Origin of the sequence: Lactobacillus sp. UMNPBX16 (assembly GCF_002553775.1) — a bacterium.
Taxonomy (GTDB): Bacteria; Bacillota; Bacilli; order Lactobacillales; family Lactobacillaceae; genus Lactobacillus; species Lactobacillus crispatus.
In genome coordinates this window covers 73,906-92,312 of record NZ_PCYU01000009.1, presented here as the reverse complement: position 1 = coordinate 92,312, position 18,407 = coordinate 73,906, and the positions used below count along the sequence as shown (strand labels likewise).

At 36.7% G+C, this 18,407-nt stretch carries 15 protein-coding genes, 1 pseudogene and 1 CRISPR repeat array; of the genes and pseudogenes, 12 read left to right on the top strand and 4 right to left on the bottom strand.

The window, feature by feature from the left end; translation table 11 throughout:
* Positions 1-900: 900 nt before the first annotated feature.
* On the top strand, positions 901-1,068 hold the full coding sequence (locus CP367_RS10835) for a hypothetical protein (RefSeq protein ID WP_180707107.1): 168 nt from the start codon (positions 901-903) through the stop codon (positions 1,066-1,068).
* A gap of 116 nt (positions 1,069-1,184) precedes the next feature.
* Positions 1,185-1,751, top strand: coding sequence for a peptide-methionine (S)-S-oxide reductase MsrA (gene msrA / locus CP367_RS02610; protein ID WP_089145778.1), 567 nt, complete (start codon positions 1,185-1,187; stop codon positions 1,749-1,751).
* 70 nt (positions 1,752-1,821) lie between these two features.
* Here the strand turns inward: msrA and CP367_RS02605 are convergent, their stop codons facing one another.
* Positions 1,822-2,445: a M23 family metallopeptidase gene (locus CP367_RS02605; protein ID WP_005719132.1), complete on the bottom strand. Its 624-nt coding sequence runs from the start codon at positions 2,443-2,445 to the stop codon at positions 1,822-1,824.
* A gap of 431 nt (positions 2,446-2,876) precedes the next feature.
* Positions 2,877-4,553: direct repeats of the CRISPR family, unit length 28 nt; unit sequence GTATTCTCCACGTATGTGGAGGTGATCC.
* A 350-nt stretch (positions 4,554-4,903) separates the two neighbouring features.
* On the opposite strand from CP367_RS02605, the gene CP367_RS02600 reads away from it, so the two are divergent.
* From CP367_RS02600 to ltrA, 6 genes are all read left to right on the top strand, one after another.
* Entirely contained in the window at positions 4,904-5,461 is a 558-nt protein-coding gene (locus CP367_RS02600; RefSeq protein ID WP_089145777.1) for a hypothetical protein, read from the top strand.
* Positions 5,462-5,684: 223 nt separating this feature from the next.
* Entirely contained in the window at positions 5,685-7,538 is a 1,854-nt protein-coding gene (locus tag CP367_RS02595; protein ID WP_089145776.1) for a heavy metal translocating P-type ATPase, read from the top strand.
* Between the two features lie 75 nt (positions 7,539-7,613).
* Positions 7,614-7,844, top strand: coding sequence for a heavy-metal-associated domain-containing protein (locus CP367_RS02590; RefSeq protein ID WP_057726630.1), 231 nt, complete (start codon positions 7,614-7,616; stop codon positions 7,842-7,844).
* Positions 7,844-8,395 carry a DNA-binding protein gene (locus tag CP367_RS02585; RefSeq protein WP_098043527.1) on the top strand — a complete coding sequence of 184 codons (552 nt, stop codon included), beginning with the start codon at positions 7,844-7,846 and terminating at the stop codon, positions 8,393-8,395. Before CP367_RS02590 ends, CP367_RS02585 begins: the two co-directional genes overlap by 1 nt.
* Positions 8,396-8,414: 19 nt before the next feature.
* A complete protein-coding gene (locus CP367_RS02580) occupies positions 8,415-9,050 on the top strand; it encodes a Crp/Fnr family transcriptional regulator (protein WP_061204756.1) in 636 nt (211 codons plus the stop codon).
* Positions 9,051-9,984: 934 nt separating this feature from the next.
* Positions 9,985-11,295, top strand: coding sequence for a group II intron reverse transcriptase/maturase (gene ltrA, locus CP367_RS02575; protein WP_089145775.1), 1,311 nt, complete (start codon positions 9,985-9,987; stop codon positions 11,293-11,295).
* Between the two features lie 46 nt (positions 11,296-11,341).
* On the opposite strand, the pseudogene CP367_RS02570 reads toward ltrA, so the two are convergent.
* The 3 genes and pseudogenes from CP367_RS02570 to CP367_RS10830 form a co-directional block, all read right to left on the bottom strand.
* Positions 11,342-12,015, bottom strand: a pseudogene (locus tag CP367_RS02570) (transposase); the annotation flags it as partial.
* An 88-nt stretch (positions 12,016-12,103) separates the two neighbouring features.
* On the bottom strand, positions 12,104-12,166 hold the full coding sequence (locus tag CP367_RS11175; protein WP_353479492.1) for a hypothetical protein: 63 nt from the start codon (positions 12,164-12,166) through the stop codon (positions 12,104-12,106).
* A gap of 120 nt (positions 12,167-12,286) precedes the next feature.
* Complete coding sequence (locus tag CP367_RS10830) at positions 12,287-12,448, bottom strand: hypothetical protein (protein ID WP_013086441.1); 162 nt, start codon at positions 12,446-12,448, stop codon at positions 12,287-12,289.
* 331 nt (positions 12,449-12,779) lie between these two features.
* Between CP367_RS10830 and CP367_RS02560 the strand changes: the two genes are divergently transcribed.
* The 4 genes from CP367_RS02560 to casB all read left to right on the top strand — a co-directional run bounded on the left by CP367_RS02560 (position 12,780) and on the right by casB (position 18,396).
* Positions 12,780-13,052: a hypothetical protein gene (locus CP367_RS02560; RefSeq protein WP_013086440.1), complete on the top strand. Its 273-nt coding sequence runs from the start codon at positions 12,780-12,782 to the stop codon at positions 13,050-13,052.
* Positions 13,053-13,107: 55 nt separating this feature from the next.
* Entirely contained in the window at positions 13,108-15,858 is a 2,751-nt protein-coding gene (locus CP367_RS02555; RefSeq protein WP_089145774.1) for a CRISPR-associated helicase/endonuclease Cas3, read from the top strand.
* A gap of 212 nt (positions 15,859-16,070) precedes the next feature.
* Complete coding sequence (locus tag CP367_RS02550) at positions 16,071-17,780, top strand: type I-E CRISPR-associated protein Cse1/CasA (protein WP_089145773.1); 1,710 nt, start codon at positions 16,071-16,073, stop codon at positions 17,778-17,780.
* Positions 17,781-17,790: 10 nt separating this feature from the next.
* Complete coding sequence (casB, locus tag CP367_RS02545; protein ID WP_089145772.1) at positions 17,791-18,396, top strand: type I-E CRISPR-associated protein Cse2/CasB; 606 nt, start codon at positions 17,791-17,793, stop codon at positions 18,394-18,396.
* The last annotated feature ends 11 nt before the right edge of the window (positions 18,397-18,407 follow it).

The following is an 18,407-nucleotide window of genomic DNA, read 5'->3' as shown; positions in this document are numbered from 1 at the left end:
GTATTCTCCACACATGTGGAGGTGATCCTGACAGCTCTGCTGTAGTGATCGAATCAGACAAGTATTCTCCACACATGTGGAGGTGATCCTCCGACGGGGTACCCCGCGGCTGTCCATCATCGTATTCTCCACACATGTGGAGGCTAAATAGCTGCTCTGAAAAATATGTTCTATAGAGTGACTGTTTTTGTATATTATTTAAAAATATTGTTGATGGTGCACGGAGATTGCGTTCACTTATATAGTGAAAAGATGCTAAGAAATCTAAAATAGAATCGAGATGAATTGGTAATCTGGTAATCGTAAGAAGGACTTAGCTACTAATCGTTGTATTCAATTTTGATAACAAATTAGTTAAAGAGCAAAAAATATGAAGAATTATAAATTTAATAAGTTTATGTAAAAACAGTGTCATTAAGTTAGGCTATTGATTTTGGTGAAAAAACAATTAAAGCATCATTTGGCTTTAGACGGCCAGATTGATGCCTTTTTGGCATATTTTTCTAAATATCATTCGCGTTACACGTAAAAGCGTGTGTTGTATATAGTGAAAGGAGGCTAAGAGAATCGGAGCTAAGAGGTGACAAATATGCCGAAAGCCCAATTGCAAAGTGCAAAATAAAAAACCACAAATCAAAGTTTACTTCAAGTTAAACCTTTGGATCCTGGTTTTTGAAATTTCCATTAATTTGGAATGAATAATTGAAGAGGGGGACCGGAACTCCCTTCCTTTTCTATATTTTCATTTTAGTAAATTGAAAGTATTTTTACAAATGAAAAATATAAAATTAACTCATACTGGCAAAAATACTAAATGGTCATTAAAGTTCTATCCTAAAAGAGCTTTGTTAACTGGTGTTTTGATTGTGATTGCTATAGCATTATGGAAAGTGATTTTTAATGGCTAAATATACAGAAGTAAATAAAAAGTGGAATGATAAAAATGAGGCCTGTAAGCTTTACATTAATAAGAGGTCAACGACGAAAAACTTTATTTTAAATCTTGCTATCGAAGATGATTTAGAACAGATTGAAAAGTATATTGAAGAAAGACACAATAATTTGTAAAGAAATAAAATGGGATGCATCAGGTAATAAAAAGTGCATCTCATTTTTATTTGTATATAATACTAGTTAACTTAAAAAAACAATAAAATTCAAATAAAATGGAGGTATTTCAAAGAATGACAGAGAATAATAAACAAGCCGAAGGCACTGATACCAAGGCAAAAACCAATTACGACACAGCAATCTTCGCTGGCGGTTGTTTTTGGTGCATGGTCGAACCTTTCGATACAGTTGACGGAGTAGAAAAAGTAGTTTCTGGTTATACTGGTGGTCATGTTGCTAATCCAACATATGAGCAAGTCTGTTCAGGTACGACTGGCCATACTGAAGCTGTTGAGATTACCTTTGATCCAGCAAAAATATCGTATGATCAATTGCTAAACTATTATTGGCAAGTAACTGATCCAACAGATGCGATGGGGCAATTCCAAGACCGTGGTGATAATTATCGACCAGTAATTTTTTATAATTCACCTGCTCAAAAAGAAGCAGCTGAAAAATCTAAGCAAAGATTACAAGCTAGTGGCAGATTTGATAAACCAATCGTAACTAAAATTGAACCAGCTAAGCCATTTTATCCAGCTGAGGAATATCACCAAGATTTTTATAAAAAAGATCCACTTAGATATGCAATGGAAGAAGCTGGTGGAAGAGCTAAGTTTATCAAGGAACATTGGGATTAATAAAAAGCAGATCATAACTGTTATAAGCTGTGACCTGCTTTTTTACTTTCAATATTTTAGATTATGTTAACTATTTCTTTAAGTTGCTTTTGATAACCTCGATTGGATTGAGCCAAGTTCCGTTGTTAACGTTCCAATTCTTACATGGAAAACCATATTTGTTTATGTAATCTTTATTTGTTTGAGTAACGCCAAGGTGTAAGTGTGAGCCAGTTAGCTTACCGATCTTTTGACCTAATTTAATCTTTTGACCAGTCTTAACATAAATGTCTTTTTTCTTATTAAAGCCTTCTTGGTAAACTTCAACGTAATTATCAGGACTAATAACCCAGATGAACCAGCCAAGGCCGTTGCCATAAGCAACCTTTTTAACAGTACCTTGATGAATTGCATATACGTTAGAATGCCCAACTTCTGAAAAACCAAAATCCCAACCATCATGGAAGTAGGAAGGGGGTGTAGTAGAACGCATATAGTTAGTTATGCCAAAAGTTTGTGCATTATACATTGGACGAACACCATTTTTCTTGTTGGCTTTAAACGGATAAGCCCACTTGAGATTCTTGGGTTGAACTTCAGTTGTATTTTGTGAGTCATCAAGCGTATCAGCAGAAGCAGTGGTAGTTGATAAACCAACGCTTGAAGTTAATAATGCAGTACCTAACAAAGAAATTATTAATTTACGAAATTTCATTATAAAAACAAACCAGATAAGATCTGATTTTGTCTCCTCTCTTAATTCACCTAAGCTATTGTAGCTCAGCAGTTTTACGAGAAAGTTACAATTAAATTTCGATTAATAACAAAAAGTTAGTATGAGTATATGTGAATATGCTTTTGATTAGGCTAGTTAAAAGCGGATGATAAAGCAGTGTCATGGCTAAAGTGTTTGGGTGAAATTCTTAATTGTGAGTAAGAAAGATTGGCAGACAAATAATATTTTTGTTTATTTGTTTAGGAGGAATCATAGCAGAATGATATTATGATTCCTCTTTTTATTTGAATATTATGTCCAGCAGATATTGTCTATTTAATAAAAATCGATATACTTGGTAGTAGGATCAAAGTGATGAAAAAATGGTGTTTGCGTATTTTCATTTGGCGCTATAAAGGGATTTGTTTACTGTATTCTCCACGTATGTGGAGGTGATCCCATACGGGATTCCTCTTTTCCATTTATCTTTAGGTATTCTCCACGTATGTGGAGGTGATCCGTAAAACCACGTGCGCCAGATAAGCCAGCTATTGTATTCTCCACGTATGTGGAGGTGATCCCTAGACGTTTCTTGCATAGATCTAAAAAATCGTGTATTCTCCACGTATGTGGAGGTGATCCTTAACAGGTGGTGCGTCTTATTTTTGGAAAGAAGTATTCTCCACGTATGTGGAGGTGATCCTAAAATAGACGTTAACCTAGTCCCAAACATTTGGTATTCTCCACGTATGTGGAGGTGATCCTAAGACAGTTATCACAAAAGCATCTTCTTATTAGTATTCTCCACGTATGTGGAGGTGATCCTATTTTGGGATTTAGCTTTACATTTTCCATATAGTATTCTCCACGTATGTGGAGGTGATCCTCTTCGCCAGCATAAACGTTTAATCCTAGTCCGGTATTCTCCACGTATGTGGAGGTGATCCCATAGCGCCTTACTCGACCAGTATTGGTCAAAGGTATTCTCCACGTATGTGGAGGTGATCCTCACTCATTTTTTGTTGTTGATAAATCATGAGTAGTATTCTCCACGTATGTGGAGGTGATCCCTTTCTGAGTTCCACAGTGTCGTAATTATCATAGTATTCTCCACGTATGTGGAGGTGATCCTGTCCTAAGCCGTTTGCTCTGGTGTCTTCTGCAGTATTCTCCACGTATGTGGAGGTGATCCCATCTGGGTCGATTCAATCGGCTTAGTAGCAGGGTATTCTCCACGTATGTGGAGGTGATCCTGTTGGTGCTGTTCGTGCTGGTAAAACTTACATGTATTCTCCACGTATGTGGAGGTGATCCTATCCGTCATGACAAGCTTATGGAAGAAATAGTGTATTCTCCACGTATGTGGAGGTGATCCCACGCCAAAGCAACAAGAGCAACCAACGCAACAGTATTCTCCACGTATGTGGAGGTGATCCTTTGGGTGCTATTAATGTAAACCCAGAAAATAGGTATTCTCCACGTATGTGGAGGTGATCCCATAACGCCTTACTCGACCAGTATTGGTCAAAGGTATTCTCCACGTATGTGGAGGTGATCCCCACTTTGACCTTTAGAAAGCCCTGCGGCTAACGTATTCTCCACGTATGTGGAGGTGATCCCATACATTGCGTTGGCTCTATGAATGTCTCCAAGTATTCTCCACGTATGTGGAGGTGATCCCCACAACCAGTCCAACCAGAAACTAAAAAATTTGTATTCTCCACGTATGTGGAGGTGATCCTCAGCACTTAGTAGTATTATCTGACTTTGCAAGGTATTCTCCACGTATGTGGAGGTGATCCTGTCCCAGCACTTAATTTTAATCAAACACTTACGTATTCTCCACGTATGTGGAGGTGATCCTATTTATTTATGGGATTAATTTAAAGAATTGTTGTATTCTCCACGTATGTGGAGGTGATCCTATCTTTCTTTTGTTTTTTAGTTACGTGTGTGTAGTATTCTCCACACATGTGGAGGTGATCCTTGTTGCCAAGCAAACGTCAGCAGATTTTCAATGTATTCTCCACACATGTGGAGGTGATCCCAATCTAGTTTATGATACAATAAACACAGATATGTATTCTCCACACATGTTGAGAGTGTTACTGTCCTTGAGCGCACAGATAAATAGCCTGTAAACGCCGGTATGCCAGTATTTTTGATAGATGAAAAGTGTACTAATTCCTCTTTTGGTGATTGGAATTAGTACACTTTTTGCTTGTTGAGCTAGAGGGTCGAGTGGATAACGTGCTGGATTTTTAGGTTGTATAGATAAGTGTCCGTTTTGGGGAGTTGAGTTGGTTAAGTTGATGAGAGAAGCAGTAATGGTTGATATGACGATAAGATAATGGATGTTAATTATTAAAGATATTTATAATCAAAGATTTAATCAATTTTTGTAAAATGCTTTTATGCTAGATTTATATCGCAATAATCAAATGGAAGGATTAGAAATATGGTTGACTATATTGCAAAAATTAAACCAATAAATGCGGATAAAATTGAAACACAGGCGCATGGAATAGCAACATTCAGTGAAAATGGTAATAGCCTTCATATTCATGTGGAAATGTTTGATACGCCTGCCAATATTAAACATTGGGAACATTTCCATGGATTTCCAGATGGGAAACAAGCTCATGTTCCGACGCTAATGCAGGACGTGAATCATGATGGCTTTATTGATTTACTTGAAACAAAGGCAGTATCTGGGACAACGATGGTTCCTTTTGATGATGCACCACAAGAAATGAACATTCCCCATGATGGCTACCCAGTTGCAGATAAATACGGTCATTATGAATATGATAAGGATGTCCCATTAAAAGATTTACAAGCAAAATTTAAGCAAGCATTTGGTAGTGACGATCTTCAATTGGATAAACGAGTAGTTTATGTTCACGGCGTACCAGCGGATCTTAAATTACCATCTAGCGTTGCCGGTAATGTTATGAGTTATGATGCACATACAACTTTGCCAATTGCTGCTGGAGAGATTAAATTGGCACATTAATTTTTATAGAACTGAAATTTGAAAGCTAGAGTCTATGCTTTTTGCATGGTTTCTAGTCTTTTTTGTATATTCTCTCTTTTATTAAACGAAATTTACACGATAAAACTGTGATTTTTTGCTTAAAAGATAAATATAAAAAGACACTAGTATCTTGATAACAGTCAAGTCACCTAAATTGTTTTTTACCTATAATGTGTAGTGTCAAGAAAGGAAGAGATGAAAAATGATTAAGTTACAACAATTTTTTATGAGGTACAAAAAGCAGCTTTTGCTTGTTAATACTATTCTGCTGTTGCTTGCTGAAGGATCTAAATGGCTATTGCAAATGAATTTACCATACCAGGCTTTAATGCTTATCGTGGGGATTGTCGGAGTGCTTCCAATTGCTTTGACGGCTATTTCATCTTTAAGGGTTAAATTAATTCCTATTGATGTTTTAGTATCGCTGGCGGTAATCGGTGCCTTCATTATTGGTGAATTTAATGAAGCAGCCATTGTTACTTGGCTATTCATGTTAGGAGATGTACTGGAAGAATTAACCCTAAAGAAAACGCGGTCAGCCGTTGCTGATTTAACCAAAATGGCACCACAGACTGCGTTAGTTGTTCAAGATGATGGCTCAACTGAGAAAGAAGACGTCGATTTCATTGATCCTGGTGAGAAGATTTTAGTTAAAACTGGTGATCAGGTTCCAGTCGATGGCAAGGTTATTTCAGGTTCTGGCTATCTTAATGAAGCCAGTGTTAACGGTGAATCTAAATTAGTTAATAAAAAAGCCGGTAATGAAGTATATGCAGGAACTATCCTTGAAAACGGTACATTGACTGTCGAAACTACCGCAGTCGGTGAAGATACGACTTTCGGTAAAATTATTGAAATGGTTGAAGAAGCACAAGATACAAAGTCACATACAGAAAAGTTAATTAACCGGTTTTCCAAATATTACACTCCTGCCGTACTTGTAATTGCGATTGCTGTGGGCCTAATTACTAAAGATCTTAAGTTAGCTATTACGGTCATGGTGCTGGGCTGCCCAGGTGCTTTAGTTATTGGTGTGCCAGTATCTACAGTTGCTGGTATCGGTAATGGTGCTAAAAATGGCATTATGTTTAAAGGGTCGCAAGTAATGGATCAAACTCACCGGATTGATGAAATTGCTTTTGATAAAACCGGCACTTTGACTGTTGGACATCCAGAAGTTAGTGCAATTGAGGTATTAAATGGGCCCAAAGATGAAATTATTAAATTAGCTGCTCAAATTGAGCGTCAAAGTAACCACCCCTTAGCTCAGGCAATTGCCAAATTAAATAAACAAAAGCCAGCTTCAATTAAAGTGGAAACTGTTAAGGGTAAGGGAATCATCGCCACTTTAAATAATCAAAAATATTATTTAGGTAACCAAGACTTAATTGTTGAAAATACCCGTACCAATGCAAAATTAGATAAGACAATTAATCATTTGAGTCAATTAGGTACTTCAATTGTCGCTTTTGCTAATGAAGACCAAAGTCAATTAGCTGTTTTTGGCATTAAAGATCAATTGCGCCCAGAAGCTAATGATGCTTTAACCCGCTTAAAAGAATTAGGGGTTAAAAAGTTAGTTATGCTTTCTGGGGACAATCAAGAAACTGCTGAACGAATTGCGGCGAAGTTGCCAATCGATGAAGTTCATGGTCAAATGTTGCCACAAGACAAGGCTGCTTTTGTTAAAAAAGAAAGAGCCAAGGGACACCATATTGCTTTTATTGGTGATGGGATCAATGATAGTCCGGCCTTAGCTAATGCTAATGTTGCAATTGCCGTTGGTAGTGGGACGGATGTTGCCATTGAAGTTTCAGACATAGTTTTAGTTAAAAATGACTTGCGGAAGATCGCTTATGCCCTTGGCTTATCCAAGAAGACAATTTTGAACATGAATGAAAATATTGTGATGGCTTTACTGACAGTCTTATTGTTGTTCATCGGTTTGTTTGCGGGTTATGTTGAAATGGCAAGTGGGATGTTTATTCATGAATTTAGTATTTTAATTGTTATCTTGAACGGGATGAGATTAATCAAATTCCAGCAAAAAAATTGACGATCATCAAGTTTATAATCAACAAAACAAAGTAGCATTAGATATGTAAATTAATAAGGAAGGGTGAATTTAATCATGAAAAAAGTAATGATGAAATTATCTGGTATGACCTGTCCTTCATGCTTAAGCAAAATTGAAAGGGCGGTTGGTAGTTTGGATGGAACCGACCAAATAAAAGTTTTATTCAATGCAGGAAAGCTAAAATTTACGCTGGATCCTGATAAGACTAAAACTGTTGACGTCAAGACAGCTATTGAAAAAATGGGTTATGAAGTACAAGGAATCAAGGAAAAGGAGCTTAACTGATGAATGCAGAAGAAAAATACCAGGCGGAATTGAAGAAAAGCGACCTTGATCACCATCAGCCAACTGCAGCTGCCATGACTGGTCACATTATTTCTAACTTGTTAATCCATTCTTTAAAGATTAACCAAGCTAACTTATTTGCTAAAGGATCTGCTAGTCTTTTTTTAGCCGAAAAAGCTGCTGGTTGGATTGCTTATGAACGTCAGGAATTTGACCAATTGAATCACTTATTGGTTAATAATGGTGAAAGTATTCCAACAATTACAGCTCAATTTAAGGAATATACTATGCTAGAAGAAGATGGCAGTAGTAAATATTTAGCAGGTGATAAGCAATTATTTGCTTTGGTAAAAGATTTTGATACGCAAACGCTCTTCATTACTAAGGCAATTGCTTTAGCTAATAATGAAAGTTGGCCAGAATTATCTGCTAATTTAACTAATTTAATGGCTTGGATTAAGGAGCAAATTCGGGTAACTCAAGACTTCTTGGGTCATGAACTAAAAGAAGGATTGTATGTCGAAGACGACGATGATGATGATGACTTTTAATTAAAGGACGATGAATTTAATGGCTGATTTATGTGTTAACTTAGTACCACTATTTAATGCTTTACCTCAGGATGAGAAGATGCAAATCGAAAAATTAGTTCAGCATAAAAACTATCAAAAGGGTGAAGTAATAATTGATCCAACGATAAATGATAATTTAGTAATTATCGCTGATGGTAACGCTAAGCAGTACACCTTAGATGAAAACGGCTATGAGAATGTTTTGCAAATCTTGCATACGGGTGATTATATTGGTGAGGATTGGCTTTTTGGTCAAAAAAATATCAATAATTACCTCGAGGCTACGGAACACAGTGAAATTTGTTTATTAAAACGGCAGGATCTACTGAAGTTGATGCATAAACAGCCAGAATTAAGTATTCGATTATTGGAACTAAATATTGTTAAAGTTTCGGAAATGCAAAAACAAATTCACTTGTTGGCTTTGCCGAAGGTTGAAGACCGGTTATTAAAGTATTTACAAACATATGCAGATGAAATTGGTAAAAATAATTTTACCTTACCCTTAAAAATGAAGGACTTAGCCTTATACCTTGGAACAACACCTGAGACCCTGTCTCGTAAATTTGCTTTATTAGAAAAGCAAGGTCAACTGAAGCGTCAATTACGTCGAATTGAATTATTCGAAAATTAGTTTAATTAGGCAATGATTGCTTAGTTGATAATATACACGTTATATCATTATGTTAATTTTGGGATGCATGTTTCCACTAATTCAAGGTAGTGATATTTGGTCATCGATAGTGGGGATGTTATGGATTGGCGCTTGGATACTAATGGGACCGTTGAAAAAGGGATTAACTATTAAATTTGTTACTCCTAAACTCGATAAGAAATACCAATTAACAATCAACCCCATTGATAAGAATTGAGAATAACGGAAATTTTCAGGAAGTTTAAATACCAGCAATTAATTGTGATTAGGGGCAACGGCTCTTTGTCAAATCATATTGATGGATAAGTTTAATGAGGAATTAAGCAGCGAAGAAAAAGTTGCTTGATTCCTTTTCTTGTGTGTCGGGCATGACATTTCATCTAGTCTAGTGAAAGTCTAGACCACGGGTAGTTGTCGCCAAGTGTAGTGAACCACAAGCTGATAGCGGTGACGCTATGGGTGAAGGAAGTGGCTAGCGAGTTTTCCGAGCCTACGTACAGAAATCTGGTCAGGCCAAATGGTGGATAAGACTGCAAGACAAGTCGAAGTCCAAAAGACAACCGTAAAACCAAGACGGTAAACCAGGAGGCAGTGGAAAATAAGAGATGAATGTCTTACCCCGAGAGATCTCGTGGACAGGCAAGCCGAGCAAGCTTTAATAACAGCGATCGTAAGCCTGGTCGAAAAAGGTTAGCCACGAGAAGTCAGCTGAGGTCATAGTAGCGATGAAGGCTCTGTAATAGAGCTGGATGCGAAGGACCTAATGTTTGTAAGAGAATATCCTGCTATAAGCAATGTTCAGACAGTCCGAATAAGAGGATAGCCTAGCACAAAGAGAACGTAACTCTTTGATGGTGAAAGCAATTGGGACGATTCCGAATAGATTTACAAATAGAAATGGAGATATCACGAGATGGAATTGATAGAGCAGATTTTAAGCCAAGGCAATCTCAAAGAAGCAATTCACAGAGTCAAAATCAATAAGGGCGCTCCTGGAGTGGACAATAAAACGGTCGATGAGCTTGACGGCTACTTTAAGAAGCACCAAGCGGAAATCAAGGATTCGATCATGAAAATGAAATATCGTCCGCAAGCCGTACGTAGAGTCTACATACCTAAAGCCAATGGCAAGAAGCGTCCGCTGGGAATCCCAACCGTCGTGGATCGGGTAATCCAACAGGCAATCGCCCAAGTCTTGATGAAGATATATGATCCCCGCTTCAGCGACCATAGCTATGGCTTTAGACCAAAACGCAGTGCTCACGATGCCATAGAGCAAGTCTTGGAATACCTAGATGAAGGCTACCAATGGGTAATTGATTTAGACATTGAGAAATACTTTGACACGGTCAATCATGATAAATTAATTTCAATAATCAGAGAGCAGGTAAACGACAAAACCACCCTCCACTTGATCCGGGCATTCCTAAAAGCCGGAATCATGGAAGATGGCTTGGTTAAGCCCAATAAGCTTGGCGTGCCACAAGGCGGACCTCTTTCGCCGATTCTATCGAATATCTATTTAGATAAAATGGATAAGGAATTAGAACAAAGAAGCGTGCACTTCGTGCGCTATGCCGATGACTGCAATATCTTCGTTAAAAGCAAAAAGTCGGCTGATCGGGTCATGAAGTCAATCTCGTCATGGCTAGAAAGGAAACTGTTCTTAAAGGTCAACGCAACTAAAACTAAAGTCGTGCGACCAACCAAGAGCAATTTTCTAGGATTTACCTTCTGGAAAAACGGCGAACGCTGGCAGACAAAGCCAGGAGACGACCGCAAAGCCAAGCTCTACGACAAGATTAGAGAACTGTTGAGTCGCCGTAAAGCAGCTGCCCAGCCCTTATCAGTGGTTTTTACTAAGATAAATCAAGTAGTCAGAGGCTGGATCAACTACTTCAAAATTGGCGATATGAAACACTTTCTGTTTAAATTCAGTCAATGGATGCGCCATAAGATACGAGTAGTAATCATTAAGCAATGGAAGCGCTCCAAAAGAATATATACCAACCTGATGCGAATAAACAAGGCGCTAAAGTGCAACTTTAGCGACGAAGATATCCGCAAAGTAGCCAATGCGCGATTAGGATGGTATAAGCGCAGTGCAGGACAAGTCGTAAATTTCCTGCTCAGTCCCCAAGTCTTAGGGATAAAGAAAGCAGATCGCCCAGGATTGGTCGATCCGCTAGAATATTATATATCTCGTAAAGAATTACAAATGTAGCGCCGGATACGGAACCGTACGTCCGGTGCAATGAGAGGGGCGAGAATTAAACTCCCTCTACTCTATTTACAATATTTTCTTCAAGTCTAATTAAGAGATGACTAAAATTTCTATAGCCATAAGCAGTACGTTCAATTTGTTTAATCTTACGGTTAACTCCTTCAAGACAACCATAAAGTCTTGCATCACCCAATAAGTATTTTCTAAGGTTTGGTCACAATCTAAACCATCTAAGACAATATGTTCCTGAGTTAGATAGTCTTTAAAGTGCCAATCGTAATATGGAGTAGTCCTATTAAGCTTGTCATGCTTCATGAGATAAAGCATCCAAGGAGACTTTAAGAGCTTATATTCACGGCTGCTCTTATTAAATTGCTTCATGATTTGAACTCTAAAAATATTAAACGATCTAGTAAGCATTTGAACCATGTGAAAACGATCAATACTAGCGATGCCGGTCATTGAGCAATCTTCAGTAAGAGCAGAAAGTATTTTTCTCTTAGAAGTGTTAGAGATATAGCAACCTTTATTAATAAGCTTAGATTGAGCCATCGATCTTTTAAGGCAATCATTGCATAAAACGCGCTGCTTTTTAAGTCTGATTGTAACTGGATGGCTAGCATCAGCAGTTCCCAAGCGACAGAATATCTTATACACAGCGCTTTTGGAAGATTTGCTACAGATGGCCACTAATGGTAAAATATGAGTGCATAGAAAAAGCGAGCCGCTTTAAAGGCGGTCGCTTGGTTACATGTTATCTAATAAAAGATCGTCCGCAACCTGCCAAAGTTAATTGGACGGTCTTTTATTATGCACAGAACGTGAAAATAAAAATCAGCAAAGCAATTATGAAGGTTGCGAATGCCAACATTAGCATGAGTGCCTGGTAGACGTTCACGGGCTGTAATCCTTAGTCATTGGAACCCCCCATTTCAAGAAGACAGCCACAGCCCATAAAACTTCTCGCAACGAAGATTATACTATACGGAGACTATTGATTGGGTTCTTTTTTAGCTAACTCTTCTCGGCGTTTCTTGATGACTTCTTCAATTTTGATTAGATCTTCCTCTTTAGCAAAAGTAAGGATGAATTGCCGAGTGCGAAAGAGCTCACCAGCTTTATTCCACTTGGATACAAAACTAAACATTCCCATTAAATTCCCTCCACGATGTTCGATAACTAAATTATAGCACCGATTTTTGAACCATTGTTGTAGCGCATCGACAGACGCCAAGTACGCTATAACATAGTGAGTTCCCGTTAGTTAATAAAATGCTAAAATAGTGAGACTGGGTATGATAAGCAAGCACTCATCTTAGTCAAATTGCTGTAGAAATTAATCCTTAGAAAGCAGCAACAAACCGCACTGTCTCAGTGTTTGAGGCAATGTGTGATTGGGATGAGTCGGACAACACATGTTGTAAACAAGTATACGAATTCTAATATGTATGAATTAAAGATTATAAATTATACGAGAGAAAAGAATGATGAAATTAAAATATATAGGTGAAACTTTAGGGGTAACTGGCTTAACAAATGGCAAAATCTATGAATGTATAGCTGAAGAAGGACCTTTTTATAGAGTCATTGATGACAGTGATGAAGATTATTTATATTCCCAAAACAATCCAGCACCACTTGATGGTTCATCTAAGGGCGGAAAATGGGAAGATTTTAGCATTTGGTATTATGACAAATATGATCAAGTAATAAAAGACATCGATTATTCTATGTATATAAATGGAAATAGGCTGTAAAATAAAAAGTAATTATAAATATTAAATTAAGCAGATAATATAAATTGAGGAAAACATGACAAATTTATCAAATACGACCTTGTCTTTATGGGGTAAAAAGAATATTAGTGAAGATAGCGAAGAAGTATGGTTACCCTTAATTGCTCACTTAATTGACACAAAAAATGTTATTGGATGGTTATATAATCATTGGCTTAATGACGGCCAAAGACGCATTTTGAGTCAGGGATTTGAAAACTCAAATGAAGTTCAGAATCTTGTTGAATTTATTGGATACATTCATGATATTGGTAAGGCTACGCCTGCTTTTCAAATTAAGCAATCGTTTATCCATAATGAAGATTTAGACCAGGATCTGTTAGAGAGATTATTACAAAATGGATTTGATAATTTAGAAGAATTAAAGGCAAATATGGATACTAGACACTGGCTCCACGCTCTGGCTGGTGAAGTGATCTTAGAAAATAGTGGGCTAAATGAAAGTATTGGCGCTATAGTTGGCGGGCACCATGGTAAACCACAAAATAAGTATTTTGACTATGAAGATCAACTGATGGATGATACTTCTAAATATTATCAATCAGATTCTTGGGCCGAAAATCCAACTAGAGAAAAATGGGAAAATGTACAAAAAGAGATCATCAATTATGGTTTAGATTTGTGTAATTTTAAAAATTTAGAAGATATACCTACAGTTACTGACTCACAAGCAGTAATTTTAGAAGGCCTAGTCATTATGGCCGACTGGTTGGCATCTAGTGAATATACAATTAAAGATGGTAAGCGTGTTAGCATGTTTCCATTAATCTCGATGGATCAAGGTTTTAGCGATATTGATATGACATCAAGATATCAGCAAGGAATTTTAAATTGGCTTAAAACAGATTCCTGGACGCCTCAATTGATAGTCGATACTAAAGAGCAATATCAAAAACGCTGGAATTTTGATCCAAGACAAGTTCAGGAACAAATGTCTCAAGCAATCGGAGATAGTGTGGATCCTAGCATGATTATCGTTGAAGCCCCGATGGGTATTGGTAAAACTGAAATAGCTCTAACCGCTGTTGAGCAATTAGCTGCTAAGACCGGTATCAATGGCCTGTTTTTTGGCTTGCCAACTCAGGCTACTGCAAATGCAATGTTTGATAGAGTAGATAACTGGCTGGGGAATATTGCCAAAGAACAGAGCGAAAATCTTTCTATTAAATTGATGCATGGAAAGGCACAGTTTAATCAAAAATATCACAATATTCCTGATGCTGATGATATTGAAACCGATGAAGGTGCAGTTGTTGTTAATCAGTGGTTTAATGGTAAAAAGTCAATATTAACTGACTTTGTAATTGGAACTATTGATCAATTGCTTTTGATGGGCTTGAAGCAAAAGCATCTGGCCTTAAGACATTTAGGGCTAAGCGGAAAAATAGTTGTAATTGACGAGGTTCATGCTTATGACGTATATATGAGTTCCTATCTTGAAAAGGCAATAGAGTGGTTGGGGGCATATCATGTACCAGTTGTTGCTTTGTCGGCTACGCTTCCAGTTGATAAAAGAAATGAACTTCTTACAGCATATTGTAGAGGAAAATATGGCAGTGAAAAATTTAAAGCTCAAAATACTAATTGGCAAACTTGTCAAGCATATCCCTTATTAAGTATTTTGGATGGCAAAATTTTAAAACAAAAGTCAGATTTTTCTACTCAAGCTGATGATACTACAGTTAAAGTTACTCGCTTAAACATTGAAAATTACGATTTAATTGAAAAGATTAATGATCAAATTGAAGATGGCGGTGTCGCAGGTGTCATAGTTAATACGGTAAAGCGAGCACAAGAACTGGCAAAAATTGCTGAAAAAGAGTGCTCTGAAGATACGCAAATTTTGGTGCTTCATTCCGCATTTTTGGCTAATGATCGTAGTAATTTAGAGTCCAAATTGGAAAAGTCAATTGGAAATCACCAAAAACGTCCAAAGAAAATGATAGTAATTGGTACACAAGTACTAGAGCAATCTTTGGATATCGATTTTGATGTTATGTATACGGATATTGCACCAATAGACTTGATTTTACAAAGAGCGGGGCGTTTGCATCGTCATCAAATTAAGCGTCCAGACAAATTAATTGAGCCTCAACTATTCATTATGGGTATTAATTCTAATGGGGACTATGGGGATGCAAATCAAGCAATATATGAGAAATATCTTTTAATTAAGACGGATCATTTCTTAAAAGACAATATCAAATTACCTAGTGATATTTCTAATTTGGTTCAAAAGGTATATTCAGCGGATACTGATAATGAAGTACAAGATCTTCAGGAAGCGGAAGTTAAGAAATTCAACATTGATCAAGAAAAGGCAGAACAAAAATCGAAAGGGTATCAAATTAGAGCCCCAAGAGTTGAAAAAACTTTACACGGTTGGCTTGATAATGATAGTGACACTGATCTAAATGATGTTAAAGCAGAGGCTGCTGTCAGAGATACGAATGAAACAATCGAGGTTCTTTTGCTAAAAAAAGATGCCGATGGATTTTATTTAATGGATGGGCGAAAAGTGGATGAAGAAGTTCCTGATAGCGTTGTTGCTCAGCAGTTGATTAGGCTGCCCCATGCATTAACGATGGATATAAACCAATCTATACGAAATTTGGAACGAGATACTATTAGTAATTTTCCTGAATGGCAGAACAGTTCCTGGTTAAAGGGCTCGGTAGCTTTAATTCTTGATGCCAATAATGAGACAGAATTTAATGGATATAAAATTAAGTATTCATCTGACTTGGGGTTATCGTACGAAAAATAGTAAACTGTATTAAGTGTATTCCTCACTTAGGTGAGGGTGATCCTGTTAATTATTTATTTATTGAAGTAATCCCCATCAAAGTGGGGTTTAGCGGTTTCAGTATATGAAACCGCTTTTTATTTTATTGAAAAAGTATTGTAAATAAAATAAATAAGCTTTAATATAAATATGAATGTTAAATATTTATTTAATGAGGAAAGAAACGGTGATATATGAATAATGATTTAAGCTTCAATCTGGTTACTGATCCTTGGATTAAAGTCCTGAAAAAGGATTATACCGAAAGTGAGGTCTCTTTGAATGAACTTTTTAGTAATTCTGAAGAGTATCTTCAGCTTGCTGGTGATATGAAATCACAAGACTTAGCGATTCTCAGATTATTGTTGGCTATTTTACTGTCAGTTTATACTAGATTCGATGCAGATGATACGCCATACTCATGGCTGGATTTAGATGACAAATGGCGAGTGACTCGGACAGATAATGATGGCTTCAACTCTCAAAAACTAAAACTGGAAAACACTTGGAGAAGTCTATATGATCAAAAAGCTTTTTCAAAAAAATTATTTGATTATCTAAATCTTTATCAGACTAAATTTGATTTATTTGGTGAAGATCCTTTTTATCAAGTTAATCGTCAAGTCTATGACCAAAATGTGCCGGAAAATAAAAAGGTAGCTAAAGGTGCGGGTACAGTATCAGTTAAACAAATTAATCGACTTATTTCTGAAAGCAATAACAGCCCGGCACTGTTTTCACCTAAATCAGGTATTGAAAAAGATAGTGTTAATAATGCGGAATTAGTTCGCTGGTTAATTACTTACCAAAACTTCACAGGTGTTACTGATAAGACCAAAGTTAAGTCAAAGGATAAGTTCTCTGTTTCTCCTGGTTGGTTGTATTCAATTAATCCTGTTTATATTAAAGGTAAAACTTTATTTGACACGTTGATGTTAAATCTAAGCTTAGTTACCAATGATTCTGCAGATGGAACAAACTGGCTAAACTCACAAAGACCAGTGTGGGAATACGATGATATTAATGATTATCTTCAACAAAGATTGAATGGAGTATATCCTGACAATTTATCTGAATTGTACACTGTCTGGTCTAGAATGATTCATATTGATTGGCAAAATGGTCAGCCAGTTATATTTAGCGCAGGGCTGCCTAAGTTAGATAGTGAAAAACAATTCCTAGAGCCAATGACGACTTGGCGTAAAAATAAAGATGGTGTTGTATATCCAGCCGCCAAGAATAAAAATAATATAAATGTCGCTATGTGGCGTAATTTTGGTCAGTATATAAGAACTAAAGCTAACGAAGATGAAAAAAGAATTCCAGGAATTGTTAGTTGGATTCAGGAATTGAAAAAAGAAAAATACATTTCTAAGCATACTAACATCAATATAGCTACAGTAGCTATGATAAGTGATGGAAATGCTACATCTCAATCACCTTATGCGGAAATCACTGATAATATGCAAGCTAAGGCAGGGATCCTTTTTGATGATGAGCCTATGTTTGAAAATCGGTGGCAAGATAAGATTGAAGAAGAAGTATTATTAGCACAAAAGGTTGTGGCTTATTTCTATTGGTTTGCAAAAGATATATCGAACATTCAAACCCATAGCGAGAAGAAAAAAAGTAATGATGATTGGGCAAGTCGAAAGGTAGCGCAACTTTATGACGAACTGAATCAGCCATTTTACACTTGGCTTTCTGGATTAGATATAAATCAAGACCGTAATGTCAAAATTAAAGAATGGCGTGAAACTTTAAATCGTCTTGTTGCAACGCAAGCTAAAAATATTTTTATCAATGCAACTGCTGATGAAATCATTGGCGGGAAGGAAGTCAATATTTTTACAATTTATAATAAACTACGCAGAAACGTCTATGTTTGTCTCGGATTAAAATAAGGAGAAAAAGATGAGTGATGCTTATACTGCTACGGCACGAATAATTAATCAGCTGTATGGTGATGGAACTCCTGATAAAGGTGCTTTGGCTGAACTTAGAAGGACAACAGCTATCACCGATAAAGGCGCTGAAAAAATCTGGCCTTTAATTTTTTCAGTCGTGCCTAAATTAAGTACAAATGGAAAGCCTACAAAGCTTGAAACAGCAGTTTATACTGCTCTTCACTGTTATGCTGCATTTCAACAAGGGAATGATTCATTTGTCTTTGGTCAAATTCCTAGATCAAAAGATAAGGAAGAATCTGGAGAAAATGGTGTATCTCTTTTTACTGCACTGAGGAAAATGAAAATAAACGACTCTAACGAAAAGAAGGCTTTAGATAGGCGAGTAACAGCTTTATTAGCAACTACAAATATCAGCAGTGCCACCAATTCAATTAATCATCTAGTAAGTATTCTTAAAGGAAAGAAATTGGGTGAAAAGATTGACTTTGCTCAATTGGCGGAAGACTTGTATAACTTTCAGTGGAGTACGAAAAATGCAAGATTCGTTGCCTTGAAGTGGGGAAAAGATTACTACTGGAACGTTTATAAGCTGGCATCAGACAACGATTAGTGAACAAAAAG